Here is a 19,975-nt window from a genome sequence, read left to right on the forward strand (position 1 = left end):
AAGTTCACGCAATTTATATAATATAATAATAAGTTGATAGCTATACTTCTTTTTCTGTAACTTCAATTGTTGGAGGAACTTCTGGAGAGTCTTCACCTTTTAAGTAATTTGGTAAATTAAGACCAGCCATATTAAATAAATCATTTAATGGAGGAACGGTTTTCATCATTCCTGAAACAAAGTTTGCAGTTGATGAGTTTCCATTTTCGCCTTGTCCGTTACCAGAATCCCAAACTGTAATTTTATCAATTTTGATATTCTTAACAGCTTCTACTTGAGTTCTAACTAATTCAGGAAGTTTTTCTAATAAAAGCAATTGGAACGCTTTGCTTGGATCACCACCAGCAGCGGCAACAACTTCTTTATACCCTTCAGCTTGTTTGGTTAGTATTTCAAAAAGACCTTTCGCTTCAGCTTCCATTTTTGCAAAAATAGCATCGGCTTCTCCTTTAGCGTTTTCTCTTATAGTTTCTGCAGCAGCTTGTGCTTCAATAATAGCTCTTTGTTTGGCTATTTCTGCAGGAATTACAATGTTTGCAATTTGAGTAGAACGCTCTCTTTCAGATCGGGCTAACTCGGCTTTTTGCTCAGCAACATAAGATTCTTCTAATGCTTTGGCTTGTTGTACTTTTTCAGCAGTTATAGCAACACGTAATGATTCGGCTTCTTTTTCTCTACGTAACGCTTCAGAATTTGCGATTGCAATTTTCGCCTCATTCTCACCTTGAATAGCAATTGCATTAGCTTCAGAAGTTTTTACTCTAGTATCTCTAGCAGCTTCAGCCTTTCCGATAGTTTCATCTTTAGATGCAGTTGCAATACTAATTTCTCGGTCTTTTTGCGTAATGGCAATCTTAACATCTCGGTCTCTGTGGGTTTCAGCAATTTGAGTGTCTTTTTCTCTGTCAGCAAGAGCCTTACCAGTTTCTCCAATTTTTTCTTGTTCAGCAACACTAATTTTAGCTTCGTTAATTGCTTTTGCAGCAGCTTCTTTTCCTAAAGCTTCGATATAACCAGATTCATCTTTAATATCGGTAACGTTAACGTTGATTAATTTTAAACCAATTTTTTTTAATTCACTATCAACATTTTTTGAGATATTGTCAAGAAATTTATCACGGTCAGAATTGATTTCTTCAATTGTCATCGTTGCGATAACTAAACGTAATTGACCAAAAAGAATGTCTTTTGCAAGTTCTTGAATTTGCTCAGATGATAATCCTAAAAGTCTTTCAGCAGCGGTATTCATACTGTCAGATTCTGTAGAGATGGCAATAGTAAATCTACACGGAACATCAACTCTAATATTTTGTCTACTCAGGGCATTTGTTAAATTAGCCTCGATAGAAAGAGGTTTCAAATCTAAAAAAGAATAATCTTGAATTACAGGCCAAATAAAAGCACCACCTCCGTGAACACATTTTGCAGATGTACCACCAGTTCGCCCATAAATGACCAAAATTTTATCAGACGGACAACGTTTGTACCTTGATATTAATGCCGAAATTGTTGCGAATAAAACGATTGCTGCAACTGCAATTAAAATAATTGGGTTCATGCTTAATTATGTTAAATGGATTCTACTATTAAAATATTATTGTTTTCTATTTTTATTACTTTAACTACTGCTCCTGACTGAATTTTTTCATTCTCGGTCATAGCTTCCAATTCATGAAAGGCACCGTTTACACTAATCATAATTTTACCTTTTCCTTTTTTATTTTCAGGAATAGTCAAATAAACTTCGGCAGTTTTATTTAATGTATTAGTAATTTTAAAAGAATTGTCTTCTGCTAATTTTTGTACTTGTCGGATAACAAGAAAAAATACAACAACAAACAAAATTCCAACGATAAATGAAGTGATGATAAGTAATATAGGATTGTCACCAAGTAGCGTATAAAAAGAAATTCCTGTCCAACTAAAACCTAATAAAAAATTGATAAGATTTCTTAAAGAAAAAAGTTGAAAGTCGGAACCGTCTCCGTGCACATCTCCATGAAAATCAGTATCAATACCATCGCCCAAATCTAGGCCAGAAAAGGTAATTATGGTTTGAATAATAAAAATGATACTTGTTGGGATAGCGATATACCAAAAAGATTTAAGCAGGGTAGGTAAACTATCTAAGAGCTCCATAAATCAGGTTTTTTAGAATGGATTTAGGTGCTAATATCTTACTTTTTATGAAAAAAATTAATTTCAATAAAATTATATAGAATAAGAAATTGTAGGCCTGTGTTTTTAAAATCAAAACGCATGAATCAATAAAGAATTTCATGCGTTTTGTATTATTGAACTTAAGTACCAATAACTGTATTACAGGCTTCTTGAATTTGTCTATCCGAAAAAGGCTCAAGTGCTTTTGCTAACATTCGACTGGTTTTTATACAACCAATCATTTTAGTTCTTAAGTCGATGTTGTCACCAATTTCAGTTTCAAGAATAGTCTCAAAGATCTCGGTTAAATACTCAGGTTGGTCACTAAAATATCCTTCAAGCCAAAGCTCAGAAAGGAAGTTTGCAACAGATGGCATTACATCTTCATGTGATGTGTTTTGATTTTCTTTTGTCATAATCGAAAATATTAAACGCACGAAACCCTCGCTTTAGATGTGACAAAATACCCATAAGGATAGATTTTCCGTAGTTTCCATAGGAACATCATGGCGAGGGAATCGCTTATATTAATCTTTAAATAAAGTTTCAGGATTGCTCCTTAAGGTATTTTGTCGAAACAAACATACATATTAGAATTTTATAAAACAATAAAAAGAAGAATTATCTTATGTTTTTATGTTTCGCATCTAACATTTCACCTTTCACAAAAAAACCTTAGTTTACAGTTTCTCCGTTTGGAGCATCAGCATCAGGATTAATAAAAACCAACTTTCCTTCAGCATTTGTAGTCATCAAGATCATTCCTTGACTTTCAACACCACGTAAGGCTCTAGGAGCTAGGTTTGCTAAAACCGAAACACGTTTACCAATAATTTCTTCAGGAGTAAAGCTTTAAGCAATTCCCGAAACAATCGTACGAACGTCAATTCCAGTATCTACCTTAAGAACTAAAAGTTTATTAGCTTTTGGCATTTTCTCAGCTTCAAGGATAGTTCCAACACGAATGTCCATTTTAGCAAAATCTTCAAACTGAATTAACTCCTTTTGAGGCTCAGGTTGTTTACTTTCGGCAAGATTAGCAGTTTTTGTAGCTTCCAATTTATCTATTTGTTTTTGTATTTCTTCGTTTTCAATTTTAGCAAAAAGCAATTCGGCTTCACCAATTTGGTGACCAGTAGGAATTAATTCTGAATTCTCAGAAACGTCATTCCATTTCAGTTTGCCATCATTCTTTAATATTCGTGATAATTTAGTAGCAGTAAACGGCAAGAAAGGTTCAGATAAAACGCTCAATGCTGCAGCAATTTGTAAAGCAACATACATTTGAGTTTTTACACGCTCAGGATTATCTTTCATTACTTTCCAAGGCTCTTCATCAGCAAGGTATTTATTACCCAAACGAGCAACATTCATCAACTCGCCCAAAGCTTCACGAAATCTGTAACGCTCCACAGAACTAGAAATAACAGCAGGATAAGCTTTTAATTCCGTCAAAGTAGCTTCATCAATCTCAGTTAATTCATTAGGTGAAGGAATAATTCCGTCGTAATATTTATTGGTCGAAAACCACAACACGATTAATAAAGTTACCAAAAACGGCAACCAATTCGTTGTTGTTTCTAGCCTGAAAATCTTTCCAGGTAAAATCATTATCTTTAGTTTCAGGAGCATTAGCTGTAAGAGCATAACGCAAAACATCTTGTTTCTCAGGGAAATCTTCTAAATACTCATGCAGCCAAACTGCCCAGTTTTTAGAAGTCGAAAGTTTATTACCTTCCAAATTCAAGAATTCATTGGCAGGAACATTGTCAGGTAAAATATAACTACCTTCGGCTTTAAGCATTGCAGGGAAAATGATACAGTGAAAAACAATATTGTCTTTTCCAATAAAATGAACCAGTTTCGTATCTTCATTCTTCCAGTATGGCTCCCAATCTTTACCCTCACGAGCAGCCCATTCTTTAGTCGATGAGATGTAACCAATAGGAGCATCAAACCAAACATATAATTTTTTTCCTTCAGCACCTTCCACAGGAACATCAATTCCCCAATCAAGGTCACGAGTTACAGCACGAGGTTCAAGACCACCGTCAACCCAAGATTTAACCTGACCGTAAACATTAGGTTTCCAGTCATTTTTATGTCCAACCAAAATCCATTCAGTTAAGAACTCAGTATATCTATCTAGAGGCAAGAACCAGTGTTTAGTTGATTTTAATATCGGAGTTTCACCAGTAATAGTCGATTTCGGATTAATCAAATCAGTTGCATTCAGCGTCGAACCACATTTTTCACATTGGTCACCATAAGCCTCCTCATTACCACATTTAGGACAAGTACCAACTACAAAACGATCCGCAAGAAACTGATTCGCTTTGGCATCATATAATTGTTCCGTTACTTCCTCGATAAAATCGCCTTTATCGTATAGCGTTCTAAAGAATTCTGAAGCCGTATCGTGATGAATCTTAGCCGAAGTTCTAGAGTAATTATTAAAAGAAATCCCAAAATCTTCAAAAGATTTCAGGATGATTCCGTCATATTTATCAATAATTTCCTGAGGAGAAACCCCTTCTTTTTTAGCCTTCATCGAGATTGCCACACCATGTTCATCACTTCCACATATAAAAGCCACATCTTTCCCTGCATACGTAAAAAGCGAGAATAAATATCAGCAGGCACATAAACGCCCGCCAAATGGCCAATATGAATAGGTCCGTTAGTATAAGGTAAAGCAGCAGTAATGGTATATCTCTTAGGATTTTGTAACATAAAATTGATTTTTATTTTTCTGATAAAGCCGTAAAATAAGCCGACTTCAAGTTATAACATGATAAATTCTGTGCAAAAATAAGCAATAGAATTGAGAGTTTTACTGTTTTTATTAGGAGCAATTTCCAGCTATCCACTTTATCTTTACTTGCCTAAAGAAGGCAAGCAAAGGATACCGTTTCTATCTGGGCTAAAAAAGGATCTAAAGCGAGTAATTTATAAAGACAAGATCCCAAAGTTGTAAAGGTCATAAATTACAATTTTATCCTTGTGGTCTTAGCTAGAAAGGTACAAACAGTAGCAAGTTGGTGCAATCTCCGTAAGTGATTATACAGTTAGGAGAAAACAAGACTAATAAGAATGAAACGTTTCTTGTTTTACTTTTACATCTCTGTTTATTAGGTAAAAAAAGATTTATTAGACTATAAAAAATAGTACTACATTTACCTTATAAGTACTAAAAACCACACGATGAAAAAATCAATAATAGTATTGCTATTTCTAAGCCAAGTAATGGCTCACGCTCAAACGCAAAAGATTATTTCGAGCGATTGGACTGCTTTTAATCAAACATTAGATGTTAAAACAGCCACTAAAAAAAAGTTTAAAGTTGTAGGTTCTGCAAAAGTAGAAACCGATGAGCCATTGGCTTGGGCAGGAATATGGGCTAGAACAGATACTAAAAATGAAGAAGGAGGTTTTTTTGATAATATGAGCGATAGGCCTATAAAAGAAAAAGAATGGAAATCGTATACAATAGAAGGTACAATAGACTCAAATACAAAATCAATAAGCTTTGGAGGATTGTGTCTGTATAACGGAAAGTTTTATTTTGATAAGTTCGAATTATTTATAGAAAATGATAAAGGAGTATTAGAGTCAGTTAAGTTATTGAATTCAAGTTTTGAAACACCTATTAAAAATAATGAAATCCCAAAATGGAATTTAGGAGTTTCAAACAATCAAATGATTAAAGTCAAAGAATATAAAATCACATCAACCAAAGAAAGTACAGATGGTAATTATGGAGTGTTGCTAGAAGGTAGTGGTATAAAAGCAAAGGAAAAAGGGAAAATAGGTAATATAGAAGGAGCTTCACCACAAATAGGTTCTATGATTTCAATGTTAGAAGATCTAAAAGACCGCGTTGAGAAGACAGTTAAAAACATGAGTCAATACGAAATAGATTATTTGCATGATGAGCAAGCAAATCAAATGTTTGTGTGTGTGTGTGTTGTTGTTGTGCCTGTTACTGGTTCAGATTACGTATTGCTAAGGTTAACAACGGTACGGTTCCCTGTTACACAGCACCTAACCTCAATTACTTTGGGTATTACCCTTCTCACTTGAGGTTACTGCTGTGTTAGCGGCTTTCACTCACCCGAATCACTGACAAGGGTCAGCTCATCGGGACTCATTCGTTGGCTGCCTTGCTGTAACCTCAATTACTTTGGGTATTACCCTTCTCACTTGAGGTTACTGCTGTGTTAGCGGCTTTCACTCCCCGAATCATTGACAATGGGTCAGCTCATCGGGACTCATTCGTTGGCTGCCTTGCTGTAACCTCAATTACTTTGGGTATTACCCTTCTCACTTGAGGTTACTGCTGTGTTAGCGGCTTTCACTCCCGAATCACTGACAAGGGTCAGCTCATCGGGACTCATTCGTTGGCTGCCTTGCTGTAACCCCAATTACTTTGGGTATTACCCTTCTCACTTGACGTTACTGCGTGTTAGCGGCTTTCACTTGAGGTTATAGCGATGTTAGCAGCTTCAATTGCTGTAGGTAATACGCTTCCTATTTTCGGTGTTACAGGTGGGTACGGATTCTGATTACTTTGGGGATGAGCAGGAGTGGAGGGCTGAATACAAATCGCTATTGGCTCAAGCGACCCAATTGATGGGCCGCTTGTTAACTACTTAATCTGCTAATACTAATGCGCTGCTTAACCTTATTAATTAAAACTCTACGTTCATCAGTTTAGTCGGCAAATGCTGCTGTTGCTACAGGTTGTTCGCCATTCCCACCGTTAAGTAGCATTTCACGCAGTTTTTTATCCAACTCTGCCGCAACCGCTGGGTTTTCTTTTAAATAGTTGCTGGCATTCGCTTTACCTTGACCAATCTTGTCACCGTTGTAGCTATACCATGCACCGGCTTTCTCAATCAGTTTGTGTTTAACACCTAAATCAACGAGCTCGCCGTTAATGTTAATGCCTTCACCGTACAGAATCTGAAATCAGCTTTGTTAAATGGCGCTGCAATTTTGTTTTTCACCACTTTGACGCGAGACTTCGCTACCAACAACCACATCGCCATCTTTTACTGCACCAATACGACGGATATCCAAACGTACAGACGCGTAAAATTTAAGTGCGTTACCACCGGTGGTAGTTTCAGGGTTACCAAACATAACGCCGATCTTCATACGGATCTGGTTAATAAAGATCAGTAAGGTATTAGCATTCTTCAAGTTACCGGCTAGCTTACGCATAGCCTGGCTCATCATACGTGCCGCAAGGCCCATGTGAGAGTCGCCGATTTCGCCTTCAATCTCGGCTTTAGGTGTCGATGCAGGCAACGGAGTCAACGATGATAACGTCAACCGCGCCAGAACGAGTCAAGGCATCACAAATTTCCAATGCTTGCTCACCAGGTATCTGGCTGAGAACACAGCAGATTATCAATATCTACACCTAATTTTTTGGCATAAATTGGGTCAAGAGCATGCTCGGCATCGATAAATGCAGGTTTACCTTCACGCTGTGCGGAGGCAATAACCTGCAACGTCAGCGTTGTTTTACCTGATGATTCAGGGCCATAAATCTCAACAATACGCCCCATTGGTAAGCCACCGGCTCCCAATGCGATATCAAGAGAAAGAGAACCAGTAGATGGTTTCAACATCCATTGAGCGGTCTGTCGCCAAGGCGCATGATAGAGCCTTTACCGAATTGTTTTTCAATTTGGCCCAGTGCTGCTGCTAACGCCTTTTGTTTATTCTCATAGATAGCCATTTTTACTCCCTCTCTGGTATGCCGGGGTTACCCCTACCATTACCACTGAATGTTGTTTTGTGCAGAATATTCCCGCTAATTATACTGTACAATCATACAGTATCAAGCCTCTACAGAAAATCATCGATACGTGTTTGTAGTACGAAAACAGCCACTTGCAGCCTTACTGCATCACAATCACCGGGGAAAATCTGTTTGCATGCTAAAATCTGCCCTTCACGTGCAGCGAAAGCAAACCATACCGTACCAACCGGTTTATCCGCACTGCCGCCATCAGGCCCAGCAATGCCACTAATAGACACCGCGAAGTCAGCATTCGCTTCTCTCAATGCACCGAGCGCCATCTCCCGCACCACTGCTTCACTCACCGCACCATAATTTGCCAACGTGGTTTCGCTCACGGCCAGCAAATCGTGTTTGGCCGCATTACTGTATGTCACGAAACCGCGGGTCAAAGTACGCTGAACTTGCCGCAATATCCGTTAATGCTTCGCCCGCCAGGCCACCCCGTACCAGACTCAGCACAGGTCACCCAGGCACCACGGGCCTTTAACTTATCGCCGATTGCAATACTGAGCTGGCGTAATTGTTTCTCGCTCATTATTTATACTAATAAAATCTCCCGCCGCCGATAGTAGCACTTCTTTAGCCCGTAACGGCAACCACTGTCGGTTATTGAAAACGTCTCGCAAGGAGGAATGAAAAAAAGCGCTTTCCCGTACAAAGCTTTACCTCGCAGGCTCAAATGTTAGTATCAAAGGGGCTATTCGAATTTTTCGGCAACGTAGGATGCGGCGAGTTGCATCAGTGGTATCGGATATTTATCCGGGATGATGAAACTAAGGACGAGATAGTGAAAAAAACGCTTAACGCCTTCTTCCCACTTTATAGTGCAACCGTTTTGATGTTGCTGGGTTAGGGCTTATTGACGACCTATATTTCGCTAAGGTTGACCGCCATCCATGTCTCAGGCGCATTAATTTGGGGCAATTATTGATATTGGTCTGGTGATCGGTGGCAAGCGTTTGATAGCCCGTGTAGGCCATATTGGCTATTACGCGCCTGTGCCGGTATTATCACCGCGGCAGTGTTAAGCCGTATGGACTTACTGAATACATCCCCGCATGGGTAGTTCTGCGCTTGATTATTGGCCTCTGTATGATGTGCCAGTTTATGGTGCTGGAAAGCATGGATGACACGGCCGCCTCTAATCAACGCGGTATCGTGTTTGGTGTATATGGCTGCAACCTATGCCGGTATGGCGTTGGGTTGAGTGGTGTTAATACTGCAACCTGAGTTGGGTTTGAGCACCCTGATGATTATTGCGCTATTTTTGCCCTTTGCTTGGTGCCTGTAGCCCTGACAACGCGCAGTAATGCCCAACAAATGTCCCCAGCCCCCATGGAGCTGAAATTCTTTATCAGTTCAATTCCCAAAATACTGGCATCAACGTTGGTAATTGGCATGATTGTCGGCTCCTTCTATGGGCTGGCACCGGTCTATGCCAGCCTGCAATCGCTATCAACGCAGGAGGCGCTGTTTATGGCATTGTATCTCTGCGTAGTCGCCCAGTTTCCTCTTAGTTGGTTGTCCGATCGCTATAACCGCACGCTATTAATCCGTATTAACGCATTATTACTGGCATTAACTGCACTGCCGCTGGCTTTGGTGCCCCATATCTCGTTCCATTTCTTACTGGGTCTGGGGTTTGTCGTCAGCATGTTGCAATTCACCCTCTACCCATTGGTGGTCGCTCTGGCTAATGACCTGATTGCACCAGAGCGGCGAGTGTCGCTGGCGGCATGTTTACCTGATGTCATTTGGCGTTGGTGCCAGTATCGGGCCGCTCGCTGTAGGTGCCCTGATTCAGCCCCTCGGTAGCAATGTTGTATGCATTTTTCGCACTGTGCGGTGTGGGCCTGATAACACTAAGCGAAACAGTAAAACCCGATCAGGACGAATTTGTTAACGATGCGCCGGTGCCACATATGGCAATACCGGACAGTATCATCATCCCCCCGCTGTCGCCAGCGCTAAACCCTAGCTTTGACGAACAAATAATCCAGGATGTTATGCGCCGCCTGATCGACAGAAGAAGCAGAGAAAACAGAGGAATCGCCATCAACCGGCACACCTAATACCCCGTAACTCGGAGGTAAAGGGGGATCTGTTTGCTTGAACAAGCTCCCTAACGTTAAAATTCGGTTCGGCTTGTTATTACTCAGCTTTGAATAAAAATACCAGCATCAGGTATTTAGCGGGCCAGACCATGTGAGACAAGATGAACAACGGTTGCTGGTGAAAATCGCCACGCTGTATTACACCGAAGGTATGAAGCAATCTGAAATTGCTGACAGCCTGCATTTATCTTGAGTATTTTGTCTCCCGAGCGATAACCCGTTGCGTTAAAGAAGGGGTAGTAAAAATCAGCGTGATTCAACCTGCCAATATGTTTATTGGTATCGAATCACGGATTCAAAAACACTATGGAATCGATCAGGCCATTGTGGTGGATATTGCTGATGACGCCAACCCAGCCCAGATAAAGCAAGCTATTGGTTCTGCTGCTGCCCACTATATGCAAACCAGTATTCGCCCAAACGATATGGTGGGGATCTCGTCATGTGATGACGCTATCCGGGCGATGGCTGATAACCTTCACCCGCTCAATATCAAAACCAGCGGAGTTATCCAATTACTGGGTGGAGTTGGCCCCAATGGTAATGTGCAAGCCACGCTGTTAACTCAAGCATTAGCCACTATTTTTAAATTGCCAGCTTACTTGCTGCCCGCTGAAGCATTGAGCGTTCCCACTGAAGATCGCGCACGCCTGATATCCAGTGGTGAAGTTGCTGATGTGGTAAATAAATTTGCCAGAAGTTAATCTGGCATTAGTGGGAATTGGCGATCTGGAGCCATCACAACTATTGAGGAACTCCGGTAACTATTATCACGGAGAAATGCTCCAGTTGCTGGCAAAACAGGGGCGGTGGGTGATTTATATTCTGCATTATTTTGATGCTGCTGGCAATGCGGTACTCAGTGATCAGAATCCGGTGATTGGTATGTCGCTACCACAACTGCGCGCCTGCCCCGAGTGGTAGCGCTGGCCGGAGGGGTAGAGAAAAGTGCCGCCATTCGTGGCGCACTGACGGGTAACTATATTGATGTATTGATTACCGATAGGTTAACTTCGCCGAAACCTTTTAGAGCGGCGGAGCTTAGCTAGTCGCCGCCATGATGACTTGCACAGCTCACCCTCCCCTGGTGCGGCATTTGATAACGTCATTGAAGCTAAAGCGGCGACTTCCCATGCCAGTAACAATCAACGCCCAGATACTTACTGAATGCTTCTTGCAATACCTGAGCTGTCGCTGAATGGTTCATCGCCACATGGTGTTCGAAACCGTTATTACAGATATGCGTAAGTAAACTTTCCAGTTGTGGCACTTCCACCACCGCACGGCAACCCACGGTATCTAACTCGTCACTGACAGAACGCCCTTCACCGACATAGGCCCGAACCTGGCCGGTAAACATCGAAGAGAGGCGGAAATAGGTTAATGGCCCGGACTTCATGCGGCCATGGACAGCCCCGCATGTCACAACGCCGTTGTTCCGATAATATCAGCGGTACCCATGGTGGAGCTTTCCAGACTTTCACTGGCAAAGTTGCCACAGTGGAATAACACGCATTTATCACGCTCTGCGCCAAAGTTATTATTCCAGTCAGCAATTGAGGCTGGCGCCAGTGAGCAACTCGCCAATGCATACATCGATAGCGCCCCCATCACATCCACTTCGCAGGCACTTGGCATCAGTACCAACATCACGCTCATAATGGAACAGACGTTGATACCTAAATTCTGTTGCAGCGAGGTCCAGCACTGCATGGCGGTGGTATCGATATCGTTGGCGATAATCCATTCACTGATAACCACAAACAGTTTCGCCATTTTGTGTAACTTATCTTGTGGGATGGCACTGGTGTCACCATTGGCTTTTAACAACACCAGTTTTTCACCAACACGAATATCGTTATCACTGAGATTAGCGACGCGGAAGAACCTTCGGATAAATCGAGAGTTTCAACCGTAATGCCCAAATTCTCCAATAACTTCTCACTGTAGCGCACAGTATTAAAGTTAGTTCAACAGCCCCCAATAGCCCCGACACGCACCCGTTTCATGGCATGTACCACACGGCACAGTTGCACAAATTGCTCCACGTCGTGGCTAAATATTTCGCTGTTTAAGCTGCAAACATGCTGCTTGGTCAATGTGAATGGAATGCCATCTGGCGCAGGTTATTACATAGTGATATTTTACCGCAGAAGCTGTCGCGACGTGTCGCCAGCCCCATTTATCCAGCGCATCTTCTTCAGCCTGTCTCCATACCGAGGTTGTTTTAAGCCTGAAGGCAGAATGACGTGGACGCTTTCATCACCAAAGTTGGGCAGAACCCAGTACACCATGGATCTCTTCGCTGTGCTTACGGAATAATTCGGCACACACGTTGGCATCACGCCGAGTTTTACCCCCGAGGGATTGCTCTTCATTGAGCATAATGATGTTGATGCCCAGCCTATCGAACAGCGCCTGAGCATCACGGCGCGCGTCAGCCGCCGGATAGCTTGGGAAAAAGCCCCGGTTGCCGATAATCACCGCGAAAGTTAACTTCCGAGGTATTGCTGACATATGCTTACTCCTAGTGTGGGTTATTTCGGCTGAAAACGCGCGCGCGCGATGGCCGTTTGCCAGAGGCTATAGTTATCTTGCATCTCCGCACTTTGAGCGCGCGGTTCGATGTATTCCACTTCACGGGGAAGTGCGGCTAGTTGCTGGTTATCCTGCCACCAGCCCAAGGTTTTTCCGCCTAAATATGCCCGCCCCCAGTGCGAGAACTCGGCGGTATGGTTGCGTATCAAGGTGCGCTGTAACGGTTGGCTGAAATTGCATCAGCCAGCGGTTGCTGGTTAACCACGTACCCGTAGCCGTTCAGACAGATGGTTACCGGCCAGCTCCATGGCAAAAAAGACGTCGGCTATTTAGTAGCGACTCATTAACCCAGCGCGGGCTAACACGCAGGGGTAGTGGCATCGGTCAGGCCACAGAACGGCCACGAGCCTGGCTATCCCAATAAGGTGCCCCCAATACCCGAGAGGGCTGGAACAAAATAAACCCCCTGATTACCTGACTGACTTTGCGCCATCTCGGTCAAATGCGTTAAATCCGTGATACCTAGCATGCGTGAAACCCACGCCACACCAGAACCGGTATGCGTGATATTGCCTTCGAGGGCATAACGTAATTCCCCGTTATGCCAGGCGATGGTGGTACTCAGACCGTGACTCTGTGTCACCGCCTGCTTCACGGTGGTCATCAAGGAAGAGCCGGTGCCGTCGGTCGCTTTGATTTCGCCCGCACCATAGCCGCCCCCCTGCCCATAAAGTGCGGCGTGGGAGTCGCCGATTTGTGCAGCAATTAATTCCTGGCGAGCCGGTAATACCGGTATTACCGGTGTGTCCGTGGATAGCCGCCGAGGGTAATACCGCAGGCAGACAGAGACTGGGAATACCAAATAGCGCCAGCAGGTCAGGGTCCCGTTCGCCGGAATGAATATTAAACAGTTGGGGTACGGGCTGCATTGGAGAAATCGGTCAGAAACTTTGGCCACCACTGAGCTGCCAGGTTAGCCAGCAGTCGATAGTCCCAACGCACAGTTCACCGTAAGCCGCTCGCTCCACACCACGCGGGATTTCTGCCAGCATGCCGTGAACCTTGGCAGCCGGAAACAGCGGATCAATTTGCGATCCAGTGCGTTCGGCAATCATTGCCGCTTCCGGTAACTGGCTTAGCGTTCGACGAAAAGCTCTGAGCGCCGACATTGCCAACTCACCACTGGCGTCAGTGGTGTGCCAGTTGCCCGCTCCCCAAATCAGCACCGACTCACGCTGGTTACTGATGGCAACACAGCCACCCGCGCACCTGCAACTGATAGAACAGCGCTTCAATTGCCAAAGATACCGCCTGCCAGATAGCCAGCGGGTCCTGCTCTGCCCAGCCGGGCCTTGGGTGATTCAGCAAAAGAGGCACTGAAGCCTTTGCCAGAATCTGCCCGGCCGTGTCCACCGCGATGGCTTTGGCATTGGTGGTGCCTTCATCAATAGCCAGAATAATCGGCGTTGACATGATTACTCTCCTCGGCAAAACCGCAGCGCACGAGCGACAATGCCTGCCGCATCAAAACCATGCCAGGCGCGCATATCTGCCCTGTCGGCAGCAATCGCATAACCGCCATCAGGGATTGCCTAATCTCACCAATGGAATACCGTGCCCGCTTCGGCCAACACTTCAGCCACCAAACTGCCCACACCACCATTAATGTTATGCTCTTCGATGGTAATCACCCGCTGACTCTTCTGGAGAATGGCTAACAGTTGCTGGAGTATTACGCGGGCGAATAGAAACGTTGACCACTGCAGCAGAAACGTTGTTATCCGCCAGTATTGCCAGCACTAACAGCCTCATGCACTGTGAACCCATCGCTACCAGAGCAATATCCTGACCATCCTGCAAGACATCAATCTGCCCGGAGCAAAGCAGTAATGTTCATCATGGAGTTGTGGCAAGGATTTGCCGTCCAGACGAATATAGACCGGTCCCTGATGTGCGATAGCATAATCAATTATTTGACGGCACTCTTGCGGGTCAGAGGGAGCATAAATTTCGATATTGCCAAAACCACGTAAGATAGAAATATCATCGATACAGTGATGGGTACTGGCCAACGGCCCGTAACTGGCACCGGAATTGAGGCCGAACAATTTGACATTGCTGTTGTTGTAGCAAACATCGATTTTCAGTTGTTCATTGGAACGTGAAATCAGGAATGGCGCAGCATTACAGGTTACTGCAACTTTCCCGCCCATAGATAAGCCCACGGCTGTGCCGACCATCGCTTGTTCGGCAATACCAACGTTAACCACGCAATCAGGGAAGCGGGCAGTAAACAGCCCCAGATTTTCGCCGTCGAAGTGAGATCGGCCGCCACCGGAACCGAATCAACACCGTTATCCACGGCTTTGATAAACTGCTCAACCATTACTGAGGCCAAATGTTCTGCATTACTCATCGCTCAATTCCTCCAGTGCCGAATCAATTTCAGCACCTTTCGGCACCCGGTGGTGCCACTCACACGCCCCTGAATAAAGGAGATACCGGCACCTTTTTCGGTGTTGGCAATCACCACATTGGGTTTACCCTTGGGTTGTAATGCCTCCAATGTTTCCACCACCGGGTCCCGTATTACCCTGGCATTCCGTTACGTCTAAACCAAATGCGCGCCAGTCTTCCGCCAACCAGTAGGTGTCACTGACTTGGTGGTGCCCGCCAGTTGGAGTTCTTTATCGTTAATGATTATCAGATTGTCTAATTGATCATGAGCAGCCACTAATGCGGCTTCCCAGTTACTGCCTTCGGCTAACTCACCGTCGCCAGTAAAAACAAACACTCGGCGTTTACTGTTGGCGCGTTTTTGCCGCCAATGCGATCCCGACCGCGACCGGCAAGCCATGTCCTAGCGCGCCGGTATTCAGATCAATACCCGGCGTTTTTGTTTACCGGATGGCCCGGCAGATAGGGAGTTAGCGTGTTGATAAGTCGCCAACCATTCCTCTGGGAAATAACCCGCTTCCGCCAGACAGCAGTAATAGCCGCCAACGGCATGGCCCTTAGATTGCACATAGATATCGCGCTCAGGATCGGTTCGCCGGTCATTAAGGATAGAGATGCGGAAATAGAGTGCGGTCAGAGTACCCTGCGAAAGATCAGCACCGGTATGCCCCCTGCCAGGGGCTGTATCGCATTAAGCAGGACAATCCGGCAGCAGTAGCGCACCTTGTTTCACCAGCTCATCGATTGACAGTGAATACGGATTCATGACATTACCTCTACTTATATTTCCCTTTCGTCATTGAATTTTTACTTCATTAATATTTATTCCTGATGGTGCTAAAAAATAGCTTTCATCAAGCCTGACCGGAAATTCTCCTCCGGCGTTACCTCTTCAGTGTTCTGCGGCTCAGGGCAAGGTGTTACCCCATCAGCCCATTAGCCGTTATCGAGTATGCCTGCTGCACTTTGCCCACTTGCGCCAACTCGCTGCGCTTTGCGACACAATTGCTGCTTGTGCTGCATACGGTTTTGCGCTTGATCGATAATCACAGCCACAATAATCACGATGCCTTTGATAACCATTTGCCAGAATTCGCTGACCATCATCACCAGCCCGTCAGCCAAAATACCGATAACAAATGCGCCAATCATATTACCGAGGATGGTGCCACGGCCACCGGCCAGGAGCATTTCCCCCAACACCACAGCCGCAATGGCATTAGTCTCAAAACCACTGCCGTTGGCAGGGTGGCTGGCCACCGAGTTGAGCGGAAACGATAGTCCCGGCAATTGCCGCACAGAAACCGGAAATCGTGTAAACCCAAACTTTTAACCTGCCGGACTTTAACGCCTGACAGCTCGGCAGCTTCTCGTTATCACCGATAGCGTAGACATGGCAACCAAAAGGTAGGCGACGCGCTACATAGGCAATCACCAGAGCCAAAATGAACATGATCCAGATAGCGATCGGCAAACCCAGTAACGTGCCGGATCCGAGCAGATCAAAGCCGGTGTTTCCAGGTTTGTGGATTGCCCTCTACATGCTGGGAAGGTTTCACCGCCAGAATCAGCATAGCCACACCACGAACCACATACATGGTGCCGAGGGTGCAGATAAACGGTGCGACGTTATAGCGGGTTATGATCCAACCATTGACCGCGCCAATCAGTGCACGATAACCAGATACCACCGGGACCACCACCCAAACACTGGGAAAAATGGCGATACCAAACATCGGTAATACAATACCTGGGTGATCATCAGGTGCTGTGTAAGAGGTGAATCTGACCGGTGAGTAACCTTTAGCAATACGTAATGTATTACTGTTACTTCGTTCAGTTACGTATTGCTAAGGTTAAATGGACTTTGGTAACTTCCTGCGTCAGCACCTGGGGTTTTCGGTGTTCACTGCACTCAATCCATCATCGAACGCTATGAGCCGCCGGGGAGCAGCAGAGCGGTTCGTGGCGAGTGCACCCCAGAGTCGATTCTGCGTGTGGGCTTCCCAATGGGATGCTACGGAAATTTAAGCTCGACCTTAAGAAAGGGATTGTCGGCAGGCATCGTTTCGAACAGCAGTTCCGGCTTTTCTAGCAAATAACCTTTGAGTCTTGCTTTCTTCCAGACGTCGACCTGACAGATCCAGATGTTCAAGCCATCGTCCCGTTTTCCTGTGGACCTTCAGTTTTTCGAACTGCTTCTGCACCCAACGCCATTCTTCAATCTCTTGATCGGATTCCTGTGAGATACCAGGAAACTCCCGCGCGTAGCGTTGGAAGAGACCTGGTGTGACCAATAGCACGGTGCCGCTCACCGTGTGGATTAGCCTTGCTGTCGTTGATGATCAGCTTGTGGTTCTGGATGCCTTCCTTGACCCAATTCAGGAAAGCCTGACCTGGGTTGTCCAAAGGGGGGGCTGAGACTTGAGAGCATTTTCTGACGGCGTATCACGCACCTCGGCTTCTCCCATTTCGAACATATCCAGCAACGTTCCGAGGTAGTCGGCATCTTCCATCGCCATTGGATCTTCCATCGATTGTTTTTGATGCGATCCTGTTCCGCCTGCCTTGGGTGCTGGTGATGATACTGGTGCGTCAGTCGGGTGCTCATCGACTGCAACGCTCACCATTCCGCGGAAAGCCTCAGGCCGCTCTCTCGCTCCCCAAATCAACGCCGGTTGAAGGCGCAGAAAGGTAAAGCTCTGCTGCCAGTTTCCCTGCGCGACAATAGCGGTCCAGATGGCTTTGCCTTCCGGGGTCGACTCGACCAGCCCATGCGATTGCAGCTCGTCGAACACAGCGATGTTGGATGGGAATGCCCTCAATCAGTTCAACAGCAGATAGAGCTAGCAGCTTGTCCGTGACCGTCTTGCTGACCAGCCACAGTGTGTCTGAGTCAACCAACCCGCGGCACCCGGCTGGTTGAGTTTTTAGCTCGTGCTGAACCAGATGACGCAGTCCGCTGATAAAGTGATGTTGCAGCGAATGAATCGGCGCTTGTCGCGCCTTGCTGAACTGCCGCCGATGCTGTGGTGGAGACTGATGAGCTGAATCACCAGTTCGCCCAGCACACCAGCATGTTCATACTGACCGGCCAGGACATACAGCAGACTGGCCCACAGCGACGGAAATCCACTGAGCCAGTCCAGATCGGCAGTGAGTCGGGTATAGAGCAAGCCTGCGGCGGCACCGTGCAGGTGGTCGTCACGACCTTTGATGTAACGAAAACGGTAGGGCTGATCCAGGGGACCCTGCCAAGGATGCCAAAGCCGGCCATCCTGGCATTCGACCTGCAGGTCCACGGCGATCTTGCCGATGTCATGGAGCAGGGCGCCATAGGCGATGTCTGCAGCGGACCAAGCGTCGGTCTGAGCGGCCTGGTCTTCGGGCGCGGCGCCAGTGGGAAGCAGTACGACTGACGCAGTTTCAAACTGCAAGCGACCAGCTCCAGGCCATGGTCGAGCATGCCGCCGAGATACGCATGGTGGTGCGTCTCGCTGGCCGGGAGTTGCTGGACCTGTTCGGCGTAGCGACGGATCGGATTGAGTAGAGCTGGGTGAATTGGGCGTGGGAGAGGGCGGTGTACTGCCAGATGCGATCGAGCAACTGGCGGCGGTGCCTGCGCGGCTAACAAGCTGTGGACCGACTCGATGGGCAGGTAACCGTCGGCGACGTTGACGGTCGGTGGTGGAGGAGGCTTCTGCTTTTGTGGCGAAACAGACTGAGCATCGTGACCTCCGGGAAGTGACAGGGTCAGTGGCCCTTTAGCCTTTTCGGATAGGGCTCTTACCCTAGATCCCATCCCCTTCCAACCCTTACCTGTCCTTTTGGCTCGTGTCCCTTTGTGCCGCAATCGGAATATTGATACGGCTGGGCATCATCTTGTTGGAGGGCTGGTACAGGTGCTGACGCGGGAGGATTACCAAAGTCCATTTGGTCTGGTTTCGGATTGGCATTATTGCTCAACTTTCAGTTACGTATTGCTAAGGTTAAAAGAAACGAGATAACAGAACCCTCCAGCACCTCTTTGATTAATCACCGGCGACGAGCGCTGAGCCGTCGCGGAAGGCGCCGGCAGATCCGCAGCCCAGGTGTGGAGGGTTCTGTCATCCTGTTTTTACTTAACCTTCGCGATACGTTTGCCTGTCATTCATTTCATATTGTTAAGGTTTAAAGTAGGATGTGTCGTTTGCAGGATTACGGTTAAACACGTACAGTGCTAAATAATGCTGCAAAAATTACAGCGAGCCTTGGTACAGAAGTAGCGCTAGCCGCCTTCCGTTTGGGTGGGCCATTTTTTTGCACGGGTCAAAAACTTTTTGGTCGAGCCCCACACCAGTGTCAGCTCTCGGCCTTGCCTGGGCAAGCATTTAAAAGCAGGATCCATCAAGCAGATCTCCTCCGCATCCTGGGACCGGCCACAGCTCAATGATCAGACTCGCTGCATCTCCCAATTGGACGGGCTGGGAGGGTGCGCGTGACCACGCCCACCAGCTGCCAGGCAACAGCATGGGTGCAGGATACGTCATGCAAACTGACACGCCCAGCCCATGGCTGGAGCCTGGGCTTGAGCAACCATGGCCCGGATTCAAGCGAGCTGGACACACACTAGGGTTGATCCAGCGTAGGCTGGCTGGGAAGCTGAGAACTCTCAGCACCAGGCAGCAGCAATTCTCAGGCATCCACTTGACCACTGACCAACAGATTTCAGCTGGGCGGGCCGGGTCTGGGTACCGAAGACACTGGGAGGCCGAGCACGCTGACAAACTGCTAACCTCTCACCGGGATCACAGCAAGTTGCCACAGCTAGGGTGAGGGGGCTGCATTTAAAATGCCATCCCAGATCCAGCTCACATAACCAGCTTGAAGCCTGGTGCCCAGCACCTGGCTC

The 19,975-nt window shown here is 46.1% G+C and carries 23 protein-coding genes and 5 pseudogenes; 6 read left to right on the forward strand and 22 right to left on the reverse strand.

Annotated features, from left to right (window positions below; translation table 11 throughout):
* Positions 1-40: 40 nt before the first annotated feature.
* The 4 genes and pseudogenes from AC1RYN_RS17415 to metG form a co-directional block, all read right to left on the reverse strand.
* On the reverse strand, positions 41-1,558 hold the full coding sequence (locus AC1RYN_RS17415; protein ID WP_481807947.1) for a flotillin family protein: 1,518 nt from the start codon (positions 1,556-1,558) through the stop codon (positions 41-43).
* A gap of 11 nt (positions 1,559-1,569) precedes the next feature.
* On the reverse strand, positions 1,570-2,139 hold the full coding sequence (locus AC1RYN_RS17420) for an NfeD family protein (protein WP_481807948.1): 570 nt from the start codon (positions 2,137-2,139) through the stop codon (positions 1,570-1,572).
* 161 nt (positions 2,140-2,300) lie between these two features.
* On the reverse strand, positions 2,301-2,576 hold the full coding sequence (locus tag AC1RYN_RS17425; protein WP_481807949.1) for a hypothetical protein: 276 nt from the start codon (positions 2,574-2,576) through the stop codon (positions 2,301-2,303).
* Positions 2,577-2,835: 259 nt separating this feature from the next.
* Positions 2,836-4,893 (reverse strand): annotated as a pseudogene (metG, locus tag AC1RYN_RS17430) (methionine--tRNA ligase).
* 471 nt (positions 4,894-5,364) lie between these two features.
* On the opposite strand from metG, the gene AC1RYN_RS17435 reads away from it, so the two are divergent.
* On the forward strand, positions 5,365-6,243 hold the full coding sequence (locus AC1RYN_RS17435) for a hypothetical protein (RefSeq protein ID WP_481807950.1): 879 nt from the start codon (positions 5,365-5,367) through the stop codon (positions 6,241-6,243).
* Positions 6,244-6,873: 630 nt separating this feature from the next.
* Here AC1RYN_RS17435 and recA read toward each other — a convergent pair.
* Both recA and AC1RYN_RS17445 read right to left on the reverse strand, forming a co-directional pair.
* Positions 6,874-7,909: pseudogene (recA, locus tag AC1RYN_RS17440) on the reverse strand (recombinase RecA).
* Positions 7,910-8,019: 110 nt separating this feature from the next.
* A complete protein-coding gene (locus AC1RYN_RS17445; RefSeq protein ID WP_481807951.1) occupies positions 8,020-8,385 on the reverse strand; it encodes a nicotinamide-nucleotide amidohydrolase family protein in 366 nt (121 codons plus the stop codon).
* 871 nt (positions 8,386-9,256) lie between these two features.
* Here AC1RYN_RS17445 and AC1RYN_RS17450 point away from each other — a divergent pair.
* The 5 genes from AC1RYN_RS17450 to AC1RYN_RS17470 all read left to right on the forward strand — a co-directional run bounded on the left by AC1RYN_RS17450 (position 9,257) and on the right by AC1RYN_RS17470 (position 11,138).
* Positions 9,257-9,790: an MFS transporter gene (locus tag AC1RYN_RS17450; protein ID WP_481807952.1), complete on the forward strand. Its 534-nt coding sequence runs from the start codon at positions 9,257-9,259 to the stop codon at positions 9,788-9,790.
* Positions 9,791-9,792: 2 nt separating this feature from the next.
* Positions 9,793-10,047 carry a hypothetical protein gene (locus AC1RYN_RS17455; RefSeq protein ID WP_481807953.1) on the forward strand — a complete coding sequence of 85 codons (255 nt, stop codon included), beginning with the start codon at positions 9,793-9,795 and terminating at the stop codon, positions 10,045-10,047.
* Positions 10,048-10,256: 209 nt separating this feature from the next.
* Positions 10,257-10,793: a sugar-binding domain-containing protein gene (locus AC1RYN_RS17460; RefSeq protein ID WP_481807954.1), complete on the forward strand. Its 537-nt coding sequence runs from the start codon at positions 10,257-10,259 to the stop codon at positions 10,791-10,793.
* Complete coding sequence (locus tag AC1RYN_RS17465; RefSeq protein ID WP_481807955.1) at positions 10,780-11,013, forward strand: hypothetical protein; 234 nt, start codon at positions 10,780-10,782, stop codon at positions 11,011-11,013. Before AC1RYN_RS17460 ends, AC1RYN_RS17465 begins: the two co-directional genes overlap by 14 nt.
* Positions 11,007-11,138, forward strand: a complete 132-nt coding sequence (locus AC1RYN_RS17470; protein ID WP_481807956.1) for a sugar-binding domain-containing protein — start codon at positions 11,007-11,009, stop codon at positions 11,136-11,138. The genes AC1RYN_RS17465 and AC1RYN_RS17470 overlap by 7 nt, the downstream gene beginning before the upstream one ends.
* Before the next feature lie 65 nt (positions 11,139-11,203).
* Here AC1RYN_RS17470 and AC1RYN_RS17475 read toward each other — a convergent pair whose 3' ends face one another.
* From AC1RYN_RS17475 to AC1RYN_RS17550, 16 genes and pseudogenes are all read right to left on the reverse strand, one after another.
* Positions 11,204-11,488, reverse strand: a complete 285-nt coding sequence (locus AC1RYN_RS17475; protein WP_481807957.1) for a hypothetical protein — start codon at positions 11,486-11,488, stop codon at positions 11,204-11,206.
* 23 nt (positions 11,489-11,511) lie between these two features.
* Positions 11,512-11,919: a hypothetical protein gene (locus AC1RYN_RS17480; protein ID WP_481807958.1), complete on the reverse strand. Its 408-nt coding sequence runs from the start codon at positions 11,917-11,919 to the stop codon at positions 11,512-11,514.
* 432 nt (positions 11,920-12,351) lie between these two features.
* Entirely contained in the window at positions 12,352-12,606 is a 255-nt protein-coding gene (locus tag AC1RYN_RS17485; RefSeq protein WP_481807959.1) for a hypothetical protein, read from the reverse strand.
* Positions 12,607-13,039: 433 nt separating this feature from the next.
* Positions 13,040-13,585: a hypothetical protein gene (locus AC1RYN_RS17490; protein ID WP_481807960.1), complete on the reverse strand. Its 546-nt coding sequence runs from the start codon at positions 13,583-13,585 to the stop codon at positions 13,040-13,042.
* Positions 13,586-13,866: 281 nt separating this feature from the next.
* On the reverse strand, positions 13,867-14,100 hold the full coding sequence (locus tag AC1RYN_RS17495) for an FGGY family carbohydrate kinase (protein WP_481807961.1): 234 nt from the start codon (positions 14,098-14,100) through the stop codon (positions 13,867-13,869).
* A 125-nt stretch (positions 14,101-14,225) separates the two neighbouring features.
* Positions 14,226-14,408 (reverse strand): transketolase C-terminal domain-containing protein, encoded by a 183-nt coding sequence (locus AC1RYN_RS17500; protein WP_481807968.1) that lies wholly within the window; start codon positions 14,406-14,408, stop codon positions 14,226-14,228.
* Positions 14,409-14,456: 48 nt separating this feature from the next.
* Positions 14,457-14,930: a transketolase family protein gene (locus tag AC1RYN_RS17505; protein WP_481807969.1), complete on the reverse strand. Its 474-nt coding sequence runs from the start codon at positions 14,928-14,930 to the stop codon at positions 14,457-14,459.
* A 308-nt stretch (positions 14,931-15,238) separates the two neighbouring features.
* Entirely contained in the window at positions 15,239-15,484 is a 246-nt protein-coding gene (locus AC1RYN_RS17510) for a 1-deoxy-D-xylulose-5-phosphate synthase N-terminal domain-containing protein (protein ID WP_481807962.1), read from the reverse strand.
* A gap of 536 nt (positions 15,485-16,020) precedes the next feature.
* Positions 16,021-16,374 (reverse strand): ABC transporter permease subunit, encoded by a 354-nt coding sequence (locus tag AC1RYN_RS17515; RefSeq protein WP_481807963.1) that lies wholly within the window; start codon positions 16,372-16,374, stop codon positions 16,021-16,023.
* Positions 16,310-16,537, reverse strand: a complete 228-nt coding sequence (locus AC1RYN_RS17520) for an ABC transporter permease subunit (RefSeq protein ID WP_481807970.1) — start codon at positions 16,535-16,537, stop codon at positions 16,310-16,312. Before AC1RYN_RS17520 ends, AC1RYN_RS17515 begins: the two co-directional genes overlap by 65 nt.
* Before the next feature lie 49 nt (positions 16,538-16,586).
* Complete coding sequence (locus tag AC1RYN_RS17525) at positions 16,587-16,820, reverse strand: ABC transporter permease subunit (protein WP_481807964.1); 234 nt, start codon at positions 16,818-16,820, stop codon at positions 16,587-16,589.
* 281 nt (positions 16,821-17,101) lie between these two features.
* Positions 17,102-17,239, reverse strand: a complete 138-nt coding sequence (locus AC1RYN_RS17530; protein WP_481807965.1) for a conjugal transfer nickase/helicase domain-containing protein — start codon at positions 17,237-17,239, stop codon at positions 17,102-17,104.
* A 67-nt stretch (positions 17,240-17,306) separates the two neighbouring features.
* Positions 17,307-17,493, reverse strand: a pseudogene (locus AC1RYN_RS17535) (conjugal transfer nickase/helicase domain-containing protein); the annotation flags it as partial.
* Positions 17,466-17,882, reverse strand: coding sequence for a hypothetical protein (locus AC1RYN_RS17540; RefSeq protein ID WP_481807966.1), 417 nt, complete (start codon positions 17,880-17,882; stop codon positions 17,466-17,468). The gene AC1RYN_RS17540 and the pseudogene AC1RYN_RS17535, both read right to left, overlap by 28 nt.
* A 61-nt stretch (positions 17,883-17,943) precedes the next feature.
* Positions 17,944-18,075, reverse strand: a pseudogene (locus tag AC1RYN_RS17545) (hypothetical protein); the annotation flags it as partial.
* Positions 18,015-18,886: pseudogene (locus AC1RYN_RS17550) on the reverse strand (TraI domain-containing protein). The pseudogenes AC1RYN_RS17545 and AC1RYN_RS17550, both read right to left, overlap by 61 nt.
* Positions 18,887-19,975 lie beyond the last annotated feature (1,089 nt).

The sequence above is a fragment of the Flavobacterium sp. TC780 genome, from assembly GCF_056783245.1.

Bases quoted from the DNA above. Each gene is read 5' to 3' on its own strand.
- AC1RYN_RS17475 (WP_481807957.1), bottom strand. From the start codon at position 11,488: ATGAAGTCCGGGCCATTAACCTATTTCCGCCTCTCTTCGATGTTTACC.
- AC1RYN_RS17455 (WP_481807953.1), top strand. From the start codon at position 9,793: ATGTTGTATGCATTTTTCGCACTGTGCGGTGTGGGCCTGATAACACTA.
- AC1RYN_RS17525 (WP_481807964.1), bottom strand. From the start codon at position 16,820: ATGTTTGGTATCGCCATTTTTCCCAGTGTTTGGGTGGTGGTCCCGGTG.
- AC1RYN_RS17415 (WP_481807947.1), bottom strand. From the start codon at position 1,558: ATGAACCCAATTATTTTAATTGCAGTTGCAGCAATCGTTTTATTCGCA.
- AC1RYN_RS17420 (WP_481807948.1), bottom strand. From the start codon at position 2,139: ATGGAGCTCTTAGATAGTTTACCTACCCTGCTTAAATCTTTTTGGTAT.
- AC1RYN_RS17435 (WP_481807950.1), top strand. From the start codon at position 5,365: ATGAAAAAATCAATAATAGTATTGCTATTTCTAAGCCAAGTAATGGCT.
- AC1RYN_RS17520 (WP_481807970.1), bottom strand. From the start codon at position 16,537: ATGTTCATTTTGGCTCTGGTGATTGCCTATGTAGCGCGTCGCCTACCT.
- AC1RYN_RS17510 (WP_481807962.1), bottom strand. From the start codon at position 15,484: ATGGCTTGCCGGTCGCGGTCGGGATCGCATTGGCGGCAAAAACGCGCC.
- AC1RYN_RS17425 (WP_481807949.1), bottom strand. From the start codon at position 2,576: ATGACAAAAGAAAATCAAAACACATCACATGAAGATGTAATGCCATCT.
- AC1RYN_RS17495 (WP_481807961.1), bottom strand. From the start codon at position 14,100: ATGTCAACGCCGATTATTCTGGCTATTGATGAAGGCACCACCAATGCC.
- AC1RYN_RS17485 (WP_481807959.1), bottom strand. From the start codon at position 12,606: ATGTCAGCAATACCTCGGAAGTTAACTTTCGCGGTGATTATCGGCAAC.